The 14,866-nt window shown below is 44.2% G+C and carries 15 protein-coding genes; all 15 read right to left on the reverse strand.

Going from position 1 to position 14,866, the window contains the following annotated elements; all coding sequences use genetic code 11:
* Positions 1 to 8: 8 nt before the first annotated feature.
* Positions 9 to 2,093: a response regulator gene (locus tag K1X84_10795; GenBank protein MBX7152120.1), complete on the reverse strand. Its 2,085-nt coding sequence runs from the start codon at positions 2,091 to 2,093 to the stop codon at positions 9 to 11.
* Positions 2,094 to 2,125: 32 nt separating this feature from the next.
* Positions 2,126 to 2,506 (reverse strand): glycine cleavage system protein GcvH, encoded by a 381-nt coding sequence (gene gcvH, locus K1X84_10800; GenBank protein ID MBX7152121.1) that lies wholly within the window; start codon positions 2,504 to 2,506, stop codon positions 2,126 to 2,128.
* Positions 2,507 to 2,584: 78 nt separating this feature from the next.
* The gene (locus K1X84_10805; GenBank protein MBX7152122.1) at positions 2,585 to 4,729 is read right to left on the reverse strand and encodes a tetratricopeptide repeat protein; all 2,145 of its coding nucleotides are present in this window, start codon (positions 4,727 to 4,729) and stop codon (positions 2,585 to 2,587) included.
* 43 nt (positions 4,730 to 4,772) lie between these two features.
* Positions 4,773 to 6,278, reverse strand: coding sequence for a glycosyltransferase (locus K1X84_10810; GenBank protein MBX7152123.1), 1,506 nt, complete (start codon positions 6,276 to 6,278; stop codon positions 4,773 to 4,775).
* 91 nt (positions 6,279 to 6,369) lie between these two features.
* On the reverse strand, positions 6,370 to 6,858 hold the full coding sequence (locus tag K1X84_10815; protein ID MBX7152124.1) for a hypothetical protein: 489 nt from the start codon (positions 6,856 to 6,858) through the stop codon (positions 6,370 to 6,372).
* Positions 6,855 to 8,129 carry a sigma-54 dependent transcriptional regulator gene (locus K1X84_10820; protein MBX7152125.1) on the reverse strand — a complete coding sequence of 425 codons (1,275 nt, stop codon included), beginning with the start codon at positions 8,127 to 8,129 and terminating at the stop codon, positions 6,855 to 6,857. Before K1X84_10820 ends, K1X84_10815 begins: the two co-directional genes overlap by 4 nt.
* A gap of 5 nt (positions 8,130 to 8,134) precedes the next feature.
* Positions 8,135 to 8,704, reverse strand: coding sequence for a guanylate kinase (gene gmk, locus K1X84_10825; GenBank protein ID MBX7152126.1), 570 nt, complete (start codon positions 8,702 to 8,704; stop codon positions 8,135 to 8,137).
* A gap of 205 nt (positions 8,705 to 8,909) precedes the next feature.
* Positions 8,910 to 9,989 (reverse strand): DNA alkylation repair protein, encoded by a 1,080-nt coding sequence (locus tag K1X84_10830; GenBank protein ID MBX7152127.1) that lies wholly within the window; start codon positions 9,987 to 9,989, stop codon positions 8,910 to 8,912.
* Between the two features lie 51 nt (positions 9,990 to 10,040).
* The gene (locus K1X84_10835; protein ID MBX7152128.1) at positions 10,041 to 10,418 is read right to left on the reverse strand and encodes a VOC family protein; all 378 of its coding nucleotides are present in this window, start codon (positions 10,416 to 10,418) and stop codon (positions 10,041 to 10,043) included.
* A gap of 19 nt (positions 10,419 to 10,437) precedes the next feature.
* The gene (locus K1X84_10840; GenBank protein ID MBX7152129.1) at positions 10,438 to 10,794 is read right to left on the reverse strand and encodes an antibiotic biosynthesis monooxygenase; all 357 of its coding nucleotides are present in this window, start codon (positions 10,792 to 10,794) and stop codon (positions 10,438 to 10,440) included.
* A gap of 67 nt (positions 10,795 to 10,861) precedes the next feature.
* On the reverse strand, positions 10,862 to 11,125 hold the full coding sequence (locus K1X84_10845) for a TfoX/Sxy family protein (protein ID MBX7152130.1): 264 nt from the start codon (positions 11,123 to 11,125) through the stop codon (positions 10,862 to 10,864).
* A 94-nt stretch (positions 11,126 to 11,219) separates the two neighbouring features.
* Complete coding sequence (locus tag K1X84_10850) at positions 11,220 to 11,633, reverse strand: ankyrin repeat domain-containing protein (protein MBX7152131.1); 414 nt, start codon at positions 11,631 to 11,633, stop codon at positions 11,220 to 11,222.
* Between the two features lie 182 nt (positions 11,634 to 11,815).
* Positions 11,816 to 12,577, reverse strand: coding sequence for a LytTR family transcriptional regulator DNA-binding domain-containing protein (locus K1X84_10855; GenBank protein ID MBX7152132.1), 762 nt, complete (start codon positions 12,575 to 12,577; stop codon positions 11,816 to 11,818).
* Positions 12,549 to 13,562, reverse strand: coding sequence for a histidine kinase (locus tag K1X84_10860; GenBank protein MBX7152133.1), 1,014 nt, complete (start codon positions 13,560 to 13,562; stop codon positions 12,549 to 12,551). The genes K1X84_10855 and K1X84_10860 overlap by 29 nt, the downstream gene beginning before the upstream one ends.
* A 246-nt stretch (positions 13,563 to 13,808) precedes the next feature.
* Positions 13,809 to 14,866, reverse strand: a 1,058-nt coding sequence (locus tag K1X84_10865) for a M20/M25/M40 family metallo-hydrolase (GenBank protein MBX7152134.1), incomplete at its 5' end; no start/stop codon positions are given.

Raw genomic sequence — 14,866 nt, forward strand, 5'->3', positions numbered from 1 at the left:
AAAACAGGTTAAGAACCATTCCCGTTTTGCAGGATGCGGTGAATTTCTTCCAGTAATTTTTCTCTCGAAAACATCGTTTTTTGAAATACGTGATACCGTTCGCCGGATAATTTTTGTTGATCTTCATGCGTTAACAGTTTCCCGGTTAGAACCAACACCGGTGTTTTATCCGTCGATTGGTCATTTTGCAAACTTTTCAAAACCGCAAATCCATCCGTTTGCGGCATCAACAAATCAAGGATCACCAGATCGTAAGATTTTTTCCTTGCCAATTGGATGGCCATTTCGCCGCTCGTCGCCACTTCAGAAACAAAATCATCGCTTTCCAGAATTTCTTCGACTAATTCGGCTTGTGAAAGATCATCATCGACAATCAGAATTTTTTTCAATCCGCGCTCTTCGCTCAGCTTATGAAGGCGTTTGAGAAACATATCCTGCGAGATCGGTTTGACGATATAATCGGCCGCGCCAAGACTGAATCCCAACTTGCGATTGTCCAGCATCGACACGATTGCGATCGGAATGTCTTTAGTCGCCGGATTCTTTTTCAAAGCCTGCAGCACTTCCCACCCGTCTTTGCGAGGCATCATGATGTCTAAAGTGATGACGTCAGGAACAAATTGTTCGGCCTTTTGCACTCCTGTTTCTCCGTCTTTAGCCACCAGCACCTGGAAGGCATCGCCTTCCAGATATTTTTTAAAAATATAAATTGCTTCATCATCGTCTTCGACAACCAGAATTTTTTTCTTTTGCGGATCAGGCATAAAAGGCTCCTCGACCGCTTCTGTTTCGGCCGGAATATGACGCGCTTCGGAAACCATTGCCTCGATATCTTTTTCAGAAGGCTGTACTGCGCCACGGCGTTGTGCGGGCAGAATAAAACGGAAAGTTGAGCCTTGCCCCACTGAGCTTTCCACCCAAATGCGTCCGCCGAGTAATTCGACTAATTTTTTAGTAATAGCCAGGCCAAGACCTGTTCCGCCGTATTTGCGCGTAGCCGATCCATCAATCTGCCGGAAGGGATCGAAAATCGTTTCAAAATTACTGCTGTCAATGCCGATACCCGTATCGATGACGGCAAACTCAAGGACGTCGTGAAATTTCGTCCGTCCAACTTTTAAAATGATCGATCCTTTCGGCGTAAATTTGATCGCATTGGAAAGCAGATTGAGCAAAACTTGCTTTAATTTGTTTTCATCTGTGCTATGTACATCGATATCGGGTTCTTTTTCGATCGTAAATTCGAGGCCGGCTTCGCGCAGCATCGGGCGAATGGTCATTTCGATCCCACTGAGAAATGCGTCCATTTCGTATTCGGAACAAATCAAATCCATTCGTCCGGCTTCGATTTTTGAGATGTCGAGAATATCATTGATCAAACGCAGGAGATTTTTACCGCTTTTCTCAATGATTTTGATTTGTTTGTCCTGTTCTTCTGTCAGCTCTCCATCCATTCGCGCCAACAGAATGCTGGACAATGCAAGAATGGAATTCAACGGTGTACGCAATTCATGGCTCATGTTGGATAAAAATTCCGACTTGAGCCGGTTTGCCTCCATCACGCCTTTTTTGATTTCGTCGATCTGACGGTATGCTTTTTCCAGTTCCTGATTGCGTTGTTCGAATTCGTACTTCTTTTTTTCAATGTCCCGATATGCTTCACTGACTGATCGCTCAAATTGCATCGTTTCAGTGAGGTCACGAAATTCCAGAATAGTTTGTTTCGTCGTCGGAATCACGCGAAGGCGGACATAACGAATGTGTGGATTGAGAAACTCCAGCTTAACATCGGCTTTCTTTTTATCTGAAAGCACTTCTTTAAAAGTTTTGCTGTCTTTAAACATGGCCGTCATGCTGGCCGTGATTTCAGACGCACTGAGTTTGGCTAGTTTGGATGCTTCAAGGCTAAACATACCGCAAAAAGTCTGATTAGCTGAAACATAACGTCCATTGGAATTCAATACAAGAATGGCATCGGATAAATGTTCGGCCACATTCAAGGACGGACTTGAAGACACAGATGTCTGCGAAGATTTTGCTTTAGGTCTACGGCTGACGGTTTTATTCGTACGCCGGGTGGGTTTTTTCTTCATACTGCTTTTGAGTGAAGAGGTAATCGGGTCAATTAATGCGCAATCGATTCACGATACGTTTTAGCCGCCAGTAATTTTTCTTTAGCCGACATATCGCTGATTTTAATTTTGACGATCCAGCCGCTTCCGTAACAATCTTTGTTGATCAGTTCCGGTTCGTCTTTCAATTTTTCATTCACGGCAATAACCTCGCCGGTAAACGGTGCATATAAATCGCTTACCGTTTTAACCGCCTCGATCGATCCGAGAGGTTTTCCGGCTTCGACTTTTTTTCCTACGGAAGGCATTTCGACAAAAATAATATCGCCTAATTCGGATTGCGCGTATTCCGTGATGCCCACGGTTACTTCAGAATTATTTACTTGGGCCCATTCATGACTGGACGCATACAATAAATTTTCGGGAAAATTCATATCATTCTCCTGTTAGCTTATGCTTACTAAAAAGCGTGGTAAGATAATGAAATTCCGGTTCAAATACCATGACGGTCATCAGCCGACGGTTTGACTGCTCCATAAATACAAACGTTTTAACTCGAGAATTTTACGTTCAATTTTCGCATCGGTCGGATTTTTCTGTTTTAAAACTTTACAAGCCTGATACGCTGATCCGAACTGACCGCGTGCGGCCAACTGGTCAACCATTTCCATCGTAGCGTTTTCCAGATCAATTTCTAATTCTTCAACTTCGCCGCCTTCTTCTTCAATAACCGCCACCTCTTCAACCGGTTTAGTTTGCGCTTCTACAACCGGTTTGGTTACAGGTTTTTCTTCAACGGCAGGTATAATTGGTTTTTCTTCGGTTTTTTCGACTTTAGCTGTTACAATTTGCTCGACGGTCGGAGCAGCCTCCTCAGTTTTTTTCTTGACTTCGGTAGTGGCTTTTTCTTTGGCCGGTTCTTTAGTTTTTATTTCTTTTTTGGCTTCAGATTTGGGTGCTTTTTTGACGGCTTCTTCCAGGCGCGCTTCTTCGATAGCGTCAGTGTCCGTCAGACTGCCGAAATAATCGCTATAACCAATTGAAGGTTCATCACGATCGACAGGCTCAACGGAATCGAATGCACCGTCACCGCTGATCAACTGGTAGGTCGCAAAATCAAGAACGTCGTCATCCGAGTCAGGTGATCGGGAATAATCGGCTAAGGATATCGGTGCATCATCATCGCTTTCGAAAGAAGCCTCCTGAACCAAATCAGAATCGGAAAGAGATTGTTTGTAGGTGCGATAAGTAACCGGAGCGTCTTCGTTCACTTCTGCGGTTAATTTTTCTACAAGATTTGCGGCGGCAGATGTTTTGGATTTTGCAGGAACAACCAGTTCATCAGGCTCTTCTGCAATGTCATCATCCGTAAAAATAGCTTCCATCAATGCCGATTCGTCGGTCAGAATATCCAGATAATCTTTATAGGACATTTCGACTTCATCTAATGCAGCTTCTTGCTCTTCTGCTGATAAGATTTCAGTCTCTTCCATTGGTTCAATTGGTTCAACTGGTTCAGGCTTGACTACGGGCTCGGGCTTCTTCTTTTTTGGTGGCGCTTCGTCGACCACCAAATTCGTTTCTTCGGCTTTAACAATCGGCTTTTTCGTTTCCGGTTTCTTAATAGTTTCTTCGATAATCGCTTTGGCTTTGGCAGCACCTAATTCTGCAAGCTTTGCTTCCATCGCGTCATGTTCCAGAATAACAGCTTTACCTGCTTTTTCCAATTCATGCCGCAATTTATATTGGTCGAATGAAACTTCGTCTTCTTCGCGGAAATACATCAAGCCGTTTTTGTCGACGTAAGCCGGAACAAGTCCTTTAAGATCGACATCGGGTGCTTTCTGAACAGTTTTTGTTTCGACCGGTTGTTCTTTGGGCTTAGAAATTTCTTTGACAACTTTTTCTTCAACAGGCTGCAGATCCGTTTGTGGTTGCTTGATATCTGCCAATGTTTTGTCGATCGGCGTAAAAAACATCTCGGCTTCTGAAACCGGTGTTTTGATTTGTTCGACGGGTTTAGGAGTTTCTTTGACTTGAGGTTGCGGAACAGGTTGCGGTTTTACTTCCGGTTTCAGTTCAGTTTTGACAGGAGTTTTCACCGCCGCTGATTTGGTTTCAGTCGCCGGTCGCGGTGCCATTTTCACCTCATCCCCCTCGTCATCGTCTCCGCCATCCTTGAGCTTTTGGTATTGGTCTTTGAGATCAATCAAAGCTTGTATGATTTGCCGGTTGATCGGATCCATACGTAACGCAGTGCGATAACGCGCCACGGCCGTTTTGATGTCATCCGCTTCCAATGCAAGATCGCCCAAGAATTTATGCGTGCGCAAATTACCGGGATGTGACATCAGAAAATGTTCGAGTATTTCCTGTGCTTTGGGCTTATTACCGCGCTGATAATACGCTTTGGCCATCACGAGAAACGCCGTATCATAAAACGGGTAAGTCTTCATGCCTTCTTCGCAAATACGGATTGCTTCATCAAATTCGCCGATACCGATATAGGCGTCGGCCAATTGTGCAAACCGTATGGAGTTTTTATCAACAGCCAGTTTGGTTTCAATCTGCTGTATCTGCGAAATCAGATTAATTTCGGCGAGAATCTCACCGGTTCCGATTCCGCTGACGGCTGCCGACTTGTTTTCTTTTGCCATGCACTGCCTCGTTTATAAGTTGCCCAGCTCCCGGAGCGTGGCTTCAGGCCTGGGAATCAATGCTCCGCTTCAAGGATAAGAAAGCCACCATTGAAAATCCGAACAACGTCCAGAAATTAAAAAAGATCATTCCGAAAAAATTGGCTTTGTCCGTCAATATATTATGAATACCGACGGCCGAAGTCCAGATGGCATAGACGATCATGAGTAATTCGAAAAATACAATTTTATCCATACGAATTTCGTATTTCTTGCGCATCGGCTGATGGGTCTGACTTTTCAGAAAACCCCACTTTGGTGTCCGAATAAAAGCGGATTTAATATTAAAAAAGCCCTCCAACACGGCTTTGGAATTGCTGATCGACAATCCGATACTGCCCATCATGAAAATCGGAAAGAGCAACATTTTTTTCTTCCAGTTCCGGTTGATTGTTTTTTCCGAATACAAATAAAAAATGAACAGTCCTATAATCGTGATAACAAATACCGTCATAATATCCAGAATCACGTTGAACCGTCCATCGGCATTATGTACGAAAAGAATCGTTGAATTCAGAATACATGACAGCAACACAAAAATATACGAAAAATTGCTCGTGAGATGGAAAAGCGCTTGTATTTTGATCCACAACGGCAATTCCGCTTTGAGTATTTTCGGCACTAGTTTTTTAGCGGTTTCAATCGAACCTTTTGTCCAACGAAATTGCTGGGACTTCAGCGCGTTGATTTCGACTGGTAATTCGCCCGGCGACACAACGTCATTGAGATATACAAACCGCCATCCTTTGAGCTGTGCTCGGTAACTGAGATCAAGATCTTCTGTTAGCGTATCATCCTGCCAATTGCCAGCGTCAAAAATACATTGTTTCCTCCACACACCTCCGGTACCGTTGAAATTGATAAAAAACCCGGCACGGCTTCTGGCTAATTGCTGAATCACAAAATGGCCGTTGAGCCCAATGGATTGCGTTTTCGTCAGAATGGAATATTCTTCATTCAGATGCCCCCATCGCGTTTGTACCATACCGATTTTTTCATCAGCAAAATAGAAGATCGAATCTTTCAGAAAATTCGGTTCCGGCGTAAAATCCGCATCAAAAATCGCGATAAAATCGCCGGTAGCGTGATCGAGCGCTTCACGCAGCGCGCCCGCTTTATACCCTTTGCGATTAGTGCGGTGGAATAACCGAATCGTGTAACCCATCTTCGAATATTTTTCAACCGCAGCCGATGAAAGATGGATCGTTTCATCGGTCGAATCGTCCAGCACTTGAATTTCCAGTTTTTCTTTCGGCCAATCCAAAGCGCAAGCCGCATCAATCAAGCGGGTCGCAACATTGCATTCGTTGAAGATCGGCAATTGAATGGTTACCTTAGGATGAGTTTCAACTGCCGTGCCGCCGATATGTCGTTTTTTAAATTCGCTCTTATTGCGATGCTTGAGAAAATAATAAATCATCACAAAATTGTGTGTACTGAAAACAAACAGTACGAACATGCACAACAAATATGCATAAAATAACAAACTACTTCCGTCGATCGCTAACATACCTTCCTTAGGGTTTTGGGTTTAGGTTTACCAGTTTATTTTGTATTGTGTGATCACCGCATGAGAGTTAGGGCTCGCAGGCGGTTGTGTATTACCAATTTGATATAAGTTTATTCACGACGTTTTGAGTAATCATTTTGATTGCATCTTCGATCCCGGCGTTGCGATTTTGCGTACCGCTCAATGAATATCGGCCCCAGCCTGAAATCGATTCCTCCCATACCGGCTTTTTGTCTTTCACATTTTCAAAACGAATAGTCGTATAAATCGTAATTTTATAATCCTTCGTGGAGAAATTATTGCCGCTGCCTTCATATACAAACGGCACATCGTCCAATTTTGTAATTTTTCCAACCAACAATGCATCCGCCGTCCGGCGATCCGTTACTTTCAGATTATTGTCTTCAATGATCGCATTGGTAATATCGTTGGTCACCTTCTCACGAATGCCAGGTTCGGAAGTCAGATTGTCAAACACCGGAATTGCGACATTTTTTAAACTGCCAACATTGGCTCCGGAAAACGAATACGAGCAAGCGCTCAGACTGATCATCCAAAAAAATTTAACAAACGCTTTCATAGATCCAGTGCATATTGCTTGATCTTGCGGTATAACGTACGTTCTGACAATCCGAGCGATTTGGCCGCCAGGCTGCGCTTGCCGTCATATTTTCTAAGCGCTTTGATGATCAGGTCTTTTTCCGCTTCATCCACCGTCATCGTTTCACGGTCGGTCAACATGTCGTCCACATTGTAGACTTCCGTTTCAACCACTTTATGTGGCTGAAGTTTTTTCTCAAAACCGGCGCCGGCCACTTGCGCATGCATACCGTCGTTAATACCGAATTTTGACGCCAGAAAATGCTTGATGTCCGTTACATCTTGCTTGAGTGACAATAGCGTTCGATACAAAAGCTCCCGTTCCGCTTGTTCCGGTGTCAGATGCGTCGGAACTGGCAAATGGATATTTTCGTCATTATCCCAGTCATCGACATCTTTAAAATTTTTCAAATTCCGCATAACGTCGTCGGCCGTAACACGTTCTCCGCGTTTGAGCGTCAGAAGGCTTTCGACAAGATTGCGCAATTCGCGTACGTTACCCGGCCATCGGTAATCCACCAACGCGTCAATCGCATCCGGTGTAAAGCCTTTGAAAGAACCGTGGCTTTGTTCACTAAATTCCTGTACGAACGTCTCGATCAAAATCGGAATATCGTCTTTGCGCGTACGAAGCGGCGGCAATTCCAACGTAATGGCTTTCAACCGGTAATAAAGATCCTTCCGGAATTCACCACGGCGGACCATTTGTTCAAGATTCTTGTTGGTCGCAGCGATGACGCGTACATCGGATTTTTTGGTCGTCGATCCGCCCACTTTCAGAAATTCGCCGGTTTCAAGCACACGCAACAATTTGACTTGTGTTGCCAGCGGCATGTCGCCGATTTCGTCGAGAAAGATCGTTCCACCATTGGCCGTTTCGAAATAACCTTTGCGTTCAGAAACCGCGCCGGTAAACGCGCCGCGCTCATGTCCAAAAAGTTCGCTCTCCAAAATTCCTTCGGCAATGGCGCCGCTATTAACAATAACTAACGAGCGGTGACTGCGCGGACTGAGTTTGTGTATCGCTTTCGCGACAACGTCTTTACCGGTTCCGCTTTCACCTACAATAAGTACGGCTACTTCGGACGGCGCTATTTTCACAATATCGTGAAGAATAGTTCGTATGACGGACGAACGTCCGATCAGTCCGAACGACGACGCCAACGTATCTAAGTTTTGTTCATCCGGCCGGTCTTCGCTCGCAAGCAGAAATTGCTTACCGTTGCCGGCATGCTGTTTATCTTCAGACATGGTAATTATTTTCGAATAATCTCCAATATTTCGTTCGCTGCACGTTCGATAGTATCATTGATAATCGTATGATCGAAATCGCCTGCTTTTTGCATTTCTTCTTCCACACGTGCAAGACGAATTTTCATACTTTCTTCCGTTTCCGTGCCACGAGCCATAAGACGTTTTTTCAATTCGTCCATCGATGGCGGTTTGATAAAAATCAAAACCGATTGATCGGGATATTGTTTTTTAACACTCAAAGCGCCGTTCACATCGAGATCAAGAATAACGTTACAACCCATACGCAGATCGGGTTCGACCGCCATTCGTAGCGTCCCGTAAAAATTGCCGAAATGGTGATTGTATTCGATAAAATCGTTTGCATCAATATGGGCTTTAAATTCTTCTTCAGTAATAAAATAATAATCTTTGCCGTCGCGCTCACCATCCCGTTGCTTACGCGTCGTAGCGGATACGGAAAAAACGGTCGTCGGATCTTTTTTAATCAATTCATTTTTAAGCGCCGTTTTACCGGCTCCCGAAGGAGCACTGAAGACAATAAGTTTACCTTGCGACGATTTTAACGTAGTCATAATTTGTCACTGACAAAATTACATTTTTGACGCTTTAAGAAAGAATATAGGAGATAAATCATTATGTATCAAGAACTTTTTGAGGTTTTGGGATGAGGAATACGAAGATAAATATTTACAAATAATGAGGTAAGACTTCAAAAAATTGGGGTGATGCCTCGAATCGCATATATCAGCAATCGTTCATGTTCAACTGGCTGTAGACTCATCTACGAAGCATAAAAGCTTTCTCACTAAATTTTTGACCATTGACCAAAATCGTAATGGTGTGCATACCAGGATAATGCTTTCGGGTGGTAAGATCGCGGAAGGAATGTTTTTTATGAAAGGTCGTAACGGAATTGCCTGAAAATTCACGTTCAGCAATCATGAAAACTTTTTTAGTATGCTTGCCGCGGGATTTCATAAAACTGATTGTGTACTCCACACGCAGTTTAACAGATTTTTTTGTCAACAATTGAAATGAAAAAATACCATATTTACCGATTCGCAGTGATTTCGGTTTCCATTGAAAAGAACTTAAGCTCACCCCGTTGGTAGAGTCAAATCCGAAAAACTTCAACGTGCTTTCGTCACTGCGTTTCAGCAAAGTTCGGCAAGCATGCCTGACGATCCAATCGGTTTCAGGTTTTTTGCCATACCATTTTTTGGCTACTTCTAAAACCAGTGCAGGATGATCTTTGGCGATATCGTTCAGGTTATTCGCCACGCTTCGGCGCACATATTCCGACGGATCGGCTTTTAGCTGTTCGATTACCGGCAAAATCGGTATGGGATTTTTTTTGAATTCCGGCAACGCCATTGCCCACGGAAGCCGTGGACGGCACCCTTCACTGGCTAATCGTCGTACATGGTGGTTTTCATGGTGCGCCCATGTTTCCATCGTACGCATAATACGATCGCCATAACGAAGAATAAATGGCCTTATCGCAAATTCCGAACTTGAAAATTGAGTGAAATATTCAAGTGCAGGAACCGATGTTTCCGGATCGTCCAGACCAGCCACCTCCACATAATCCGGAAAGAACATGGCATGAAATCCATTAAACTGAGGCGCAATTTTTTTAAGGATCGCCAGCGCTCGCTGGTAATTTTCAGGTAAATGACACTGCAGTGCCAGCGTTATATGCCGCAATCGCGATTTCAATTCGAGCTCACTCCATGCGTCATCAAAAATATTTTGAATGAATAACTTACGGTCGAATGCCGGATAAATTTTTTTAATACACTCAGCGAGCTTATTTATATAGGTACGGTTGTATATGTTTTTTAATTGATCCGGCATGATGGCATTTTTTAAATTCAAAACCCTCCCGGGTTCGAGTGATTACGATAGTTATTTGTACGAATGCAAACCGACGGTATTGCCTTCCGGGTCTGAGATCAGTGCAATAAATCCGTTAGGCGGGATGGCCATACGAGGCATGACTATTTTTCCGCCCGCCTTTTCTGCACGAGCGATAAAACCATCCAGGTCGCCTTCGGCGTTTAAATAGGCAACCGTTCCATTGGACGAAGCTTTCATATTCGGGGAACAAACAATCGACCCTCCAACTCCGCCGTTATCTTTATCGAAAGGAAAAATTCCAATTTTCATTCCGCCGACATCTTCGGTTTCTACTATTGACGTACCTAAAATCGTTTCGTAGAATTTTTTCGCGTGTTCGAAATCTTCAACATAAATTTCAAACCAGTTTACAGCGTTCTTTTTCATGCTTTCTCCTTTTTGCATTTTAATAATTCTTCAAATGTCCGAAATAAATATCGCTTTCGATTGCATTCATCAATCGTGTACACGAATCTGTTTTGTGGAAATCATCAAAGGCCTTTTGTGCGTGTTCTTTCGATCTCCATCTGAGGATATCAACAAACACCCTTGAGGTATCGTCGGTGCGCAACGATTGCATTGAAATAAATCCGTCATATCGCCGAAGTTGTTCACGAATTTCCTTCATCAATTCAGGCATTTGACCGACATTTTCAGTTTTTACGCGTGTGACGGCCACTTCAATGACTTCTTCACTGATGGTTTCCGTCGGACGGCAGCTTATCATTCCAATAAAAAACAACAAACTCAAAAAACGTTTCATGAAGACTCCCTAGTTGGTTATACATTATGTTCTATATAAGATAATCAATGGAAGTGACATCCTTATGTCAGGAACGTAACGACCGCTGAACTTCTTTTTTCAATTTGGCTTTCACTTCCTGTGAAAGCTCAAGCCAGTTGATATTCCGGATAATTGCTTCGATCCCATACAATGCGTTGAGTGTAACATTGTTGCCAAAGCGCTCTTTCAAACGCAGATAGATCTCTACCGAACCGAGAGACTCGATATCCTCACGGGTATGTACGCCAATTGTGTGCAACCTTCCGGCTGTCACAGGACCAATCAGTTTAATCAATGGATCGGGATTCATGACTTTTTAGTCATCAATATAACGGCTGGAAGTGACAACGTTGTGTCAGCAGAAAAAATAGGAAGGGGTAACTGGCAGATAAAACAAAAGGCGCTTAAGAAGCGCCTAATGATTGAAGATATTCCAAAACCGGTAACGCTTCGTCCCCGCCTTTTTTGGCGTGATGAATCAGCGAAAGACCATGCGGACCTTTGGCGTTGATCGTCTCCGGAAATATGGTCAACATGGTTTTGACCAACTCCAGCTTACCCAACATTACGGCGGAAAAGATATCATACCGGGCGCCGGCCTTGATCAGGTATTCGGCAATATCGCGGCTGCCTACGTGCGAAGCGCCGCCTAATGCAGTTTCGTAATCACCGCTTCCCCAATCCCATGTCGCGTTCAATAAAGCCGGCAAATCGTTCAGCATTTCCTTGGTTTTATCAAAATTACCATGACCGACCGTAACAAATTCTTTTACTAATTCCGGTTTGATTTGGGGGCCTTTGTCCTTTTTTTGAAACACGGAAAAATCAGGCACAATCAAACCTGCGGCCGAAATCATGGACATTTTAAGAAATTTCTGACGCGATACTTTCATAACCACGCTCCTTTTTTTCGTCAAATTAACGTGATTACAGACCAATGTCATCGCGTTTTATGCGAAGCGTTCAATAAAATAGGCAAGATGTGATATAATAGGGACGATCAGAGTTCACCGAAAATGCGTTTCGCCCGATCCTTATAACTGCGACTGAGTTTGAGTCGGGCTCCATTCGAGAGAAAAATGAAATATTCACCGTTAAAATGCGGTTTCAATTCTTTGATTCGCTCAATATTGACAATCGTAGAACGGTGAATACGTACAAATTTGGATGTATCGAGCTGTTCTTCCAGTCTTGTAAGCGTCTGATGCAAAAGATGTTTCTGTCGGCCGCAATGCAACGTAACGTAGCTGCCTGAGGCCTCGACCCAGTCGATCTCATCGGTTTTGACAAAATAAATCCGTCCGGATTCTTTGATCACAAGACGTTCCAAAGCAGCCGGATGTTTATCCGTTGTTTGCAACAGCGATTCGAGTTTTTGTTCGATCACAGATGATTGTTGCCTAACCTGCTTTCGTACACGCTCGAGCGTGTCACGAAAACGCGACGGATCGAAAGGCTTTAACAAATAATCGAGCGCATGCGCTTCGAATGCACGCAGCGCATATTGGTCGAACGCAGTAACAAATACAGTAACCGGCATACGCGATACGCCCACCGTTTGAATGACTCCAAATCCGTCAAGATCGGGCATACGAATATCGAGGAACAAAACATCCGGTTTTTTTTCAAGGATAGCCGTGACTGTTTCAAAACCGTTGGAACATTCGGCAACAATGTCGACATCGGGTTCAGCCTGCAGAAGCAACCGAAGTACGTCCAGAGCCAGCGGCTCATCATCCGATAGGATCGTTCGAAGTTTCATAATGTAAAGGTAATTGAATGGTTGCTGAAACGCCACGCGGGCGGTTTTGGAGAATTAGACGCGCACGATCACCGTAAAGTTGCCGCAAACGTTTACGCGTATTCGTCAGGCCAATGCCTTCATTAATCATATCAGGCAATCCCGGGCCATCGTCGATAATAACAACAATCAAATTTTCACCGGAGCATCGCGATTGAATGACCAATTCACCGGAATCGGAAGTTGCGGCCAACGCATGTTCCAGCGCATTTTCGACCAGCGGTTGCAAAATCCAATTGGGCACGAGCGCATCCAGCGACGCTGAGTCGATGTCGCGCGTTATGCGAAGGCGATTGGCAAAACGAATACTTTGAATGTCGAGGTAAAGATTGATGAATTCCAATTCTTTTTTCAGTGGAATTTCATTGGTTTGAGGCGATTCAAGAGTCAACCGAAGTAAATCGCTCAGCCGTGTCAGCATTTGAATCGCTGCATCATTTTCTTTTTTCAATACGAGTGCGGAAATTGCGTGATGGGTATTAAACAAAAAATGCGGCTGCAACTGCATACGGAGCGCCAACCATTGCGCTCTAGCTAGCGCATTTTCGAGGTCCGCTTTCTGAATATAATAATCGTACGCATGCGTAATACCGACAATGACCCAATAGATCAAAAGATTGACATGAAACTTGTACGTAAAAATTCCAAGAAAAGAAATCAACGGCGGCGAGGATTCGCTCGACCACGTTCGTACGACATAACTGACGGACACTTCGGCTACAAACACTACCAACGCAGCGACCAGTCCTGCGGCAAAATGCACCATCAGGCGCAGGGCCATTTTATCACGCTCGATCGGATAGCGTCTGGCCCAATTCATCACCAACGGCGTTACAATCGCCCATACCAGCCAGCCGGCCGACCAAAGCAATAATCCTCCCCAATCGACGTTTTGATTTTTTAATACGTTGGATAAAACGTATTGTCCGGTATTGATTACAGCCATGAGCAACCAAAAACCTGACAGAACAAAATAAAAACGGCGTCTGAAATTTTTTATCATAAATATTAATAATAAACAACGGCTCCAGCGAAAACAAAAACTATTCGCCGAGCCGTTGTAAAAAATACGTGAAATGTTAATTATGTTCTCTGAACGAAGCCGAAGAGAACAGATTAAGAACAATAATCAGAACGATGGCTTCTCGATCCTTCGACTACACTCAGGGCTCGAGATGGATTCAATTTGATTTTACTTACCCATATCCTGATCGCGTTTCGCTTTGAACTCCGATCCGTTTTTCCATTTCGGAAATGTCGATTCATTGCTCAGACGATAACCGACTTTGAAAAGCAGGCGCAGATCGTCGACCATACCGGAAAGATCCCACGTTGCCGGATCGTATTGATCGGACGGCTGATGATAGCGCTGGCTTTCATATTCTTTCGATTTTTCAGAGGCAAATTCTTTTCCCTTTTCCAGATGATCAAACCGGCCTTTGGCGTAAAGCGCCGGTACGCCGACTTTGGCAAAATTAAAATGGTCCGACCGGAAGAACGATCCTTTTTCCGGCGTCTGATCGGGAATAATATAACGGCCTTGATCTTTAGCCGCCGTGGTAATGTAATCGTCAAGATCCGATTGGCCATAGCCGATCACAGCAACGTCTTTCATTTTCCCGACCACGTTCAGCGCATCCATGTTAATAGCGGCTACAGTCTTATTGAGCGGATAAATCGGATTCTGCGAATAATACGCCGATCCGAGCAAGCCTTGTTCCTCCGCCGTCACAGCCAGCAGCACAATTGAACGCGATGGCTTGACATTCAATTTTGTAAAAGCACGGGCTATTTCAATCAATCCGGCCGTACCGCTGCCATTATCGACGGCGCCATTATAGATCGAATCACCATTGACGGCAGGCCCGACGCCAAAATGATCCCAGTGCGCTGTATAAAAAACATATTCATCTTTACGATTGGTTCCGGGCAATACGGCTATAACATTTTTTGAATTCGCCGTACGGATGGAATTGTGTATGGTGACCGAATATTTTAATCCGAGAGAATAACCTTTAAATCCGCGTTGGCAGGCCGATTGCCGCAATGTCTCATAATCTTTGGATTTGCCGGCAAGATCGAATAATTTTTTTGCGGCATCATACGTTACCCAACCTTGCATGGCGCACGACGAATGACCGTTATCGTTATTTTGCAATTGCAATTTAGCTGTACCGGCGCCATGCTCTAGTACTTGCCATGGATAACCGGCAGGACCGGTTTCGTGAACGATCAGAACACCCGACGCGC

Source organism: bacterium (assembly GCA_019695335.1).
Classification (GTDB): domain Bacteria; phylum CLD3; class CLD3; order SB21; family SB21; genus JABWBZ01.

Excerpts from the sequence above, each read along its gene's own strand:
- K1X84_10795 (MBX7152120.1), bottom strand. The coding sequence starts at position 2,093 with ATGAAGAAAAAACCCACCCGGCGTACGAATAAAACCGTCAGCCGTAGA.
- gcvH (MBX7152121.1), bottom strand. The coding sequence starts at position 2,506 with ATGAATTTTCCCGAAAATTTATTGTATGCGTCCAGTCATGAATGGGCC.
- K1X84_10805 (MBX7152122.1), bottom strand. The coding sequence starts at position 4,729 with ATGGCAAAAGAAAACAAGTCGGCAGCCGTCAGCGGAATCGGAACCGGT.
- K1X84_10810 (MBX7152123.1), bottom strand. The coding sequence starts at position 6,278 with ATGTTAGCGATCGACGGAAGTAGTTTGTTATTTTATGCATATTTGTTG.
- K1X84_10815 (MBX7152124.1), bottom strand. The coding sequence starts at position 6,858 with ATGAAAGCGTTTGTTAAATTTTTTTGGATGATCAGTCTGAGCGCTTGC.
- K1X84_10820 (MBX7152125.1), bottom strand. The coding sequence starts at position 8,129 with ATGTCTGAAGATAAACAGCATGCCGGCAACGGTAAGCAATTTCTGCTT.
- gmk (MBX7152126.1), bottom strand. The coding sequence starts at position 8,704 with ATGACTACGTTAAAATCGTCGCAAGGTAAACTTATTGTCTTCAGTGCT.
- K1X84_10830 (MBX7152127.1), bottom strand. The coding sequence starts at position 9,989 with ATGCCGGATCAATTAAAAAACATATACAACCGTACCTATATAAATAAG.
- K1X84_10835 (MBX7152128.1), bottom strand. The coding sequence starts at position 10,418 with ATGAAAAAGAACGCTGTAAACTGGTTTGAAATTTATGTTGAAGATTTC.
- K1X84_10840 (MBX7152129.1), bottom strand. The coding sequence starts at position 10,794 with ATGAAACGTTTTTTGAGTTTGTTGTTTTTTATTGGAATGATAAGCTGC.
- K1X84_10845 (MBX7152130.1), bottom strand. The coding sequence starts at position 11,125 with ATGAATCCCGATCCATTGATTAAACTGATTGGTCCTGTGACAGCCGGA.
- K1X84_10855 (MBX7152132.1), bottom strand. The coding sequence starts at position 12,577 with ATGAAACTTCGAACGATCCTATCGGATGATGAGCCGCTGGCTCTGGAC.
- K1X84_10860 (MBX7152133.1), bottom strand. The coding sequence starts at position 13,562 with ATGGCTGTAATCAATACCGGACAATACGTTTTATCCAACGTATTAAAA.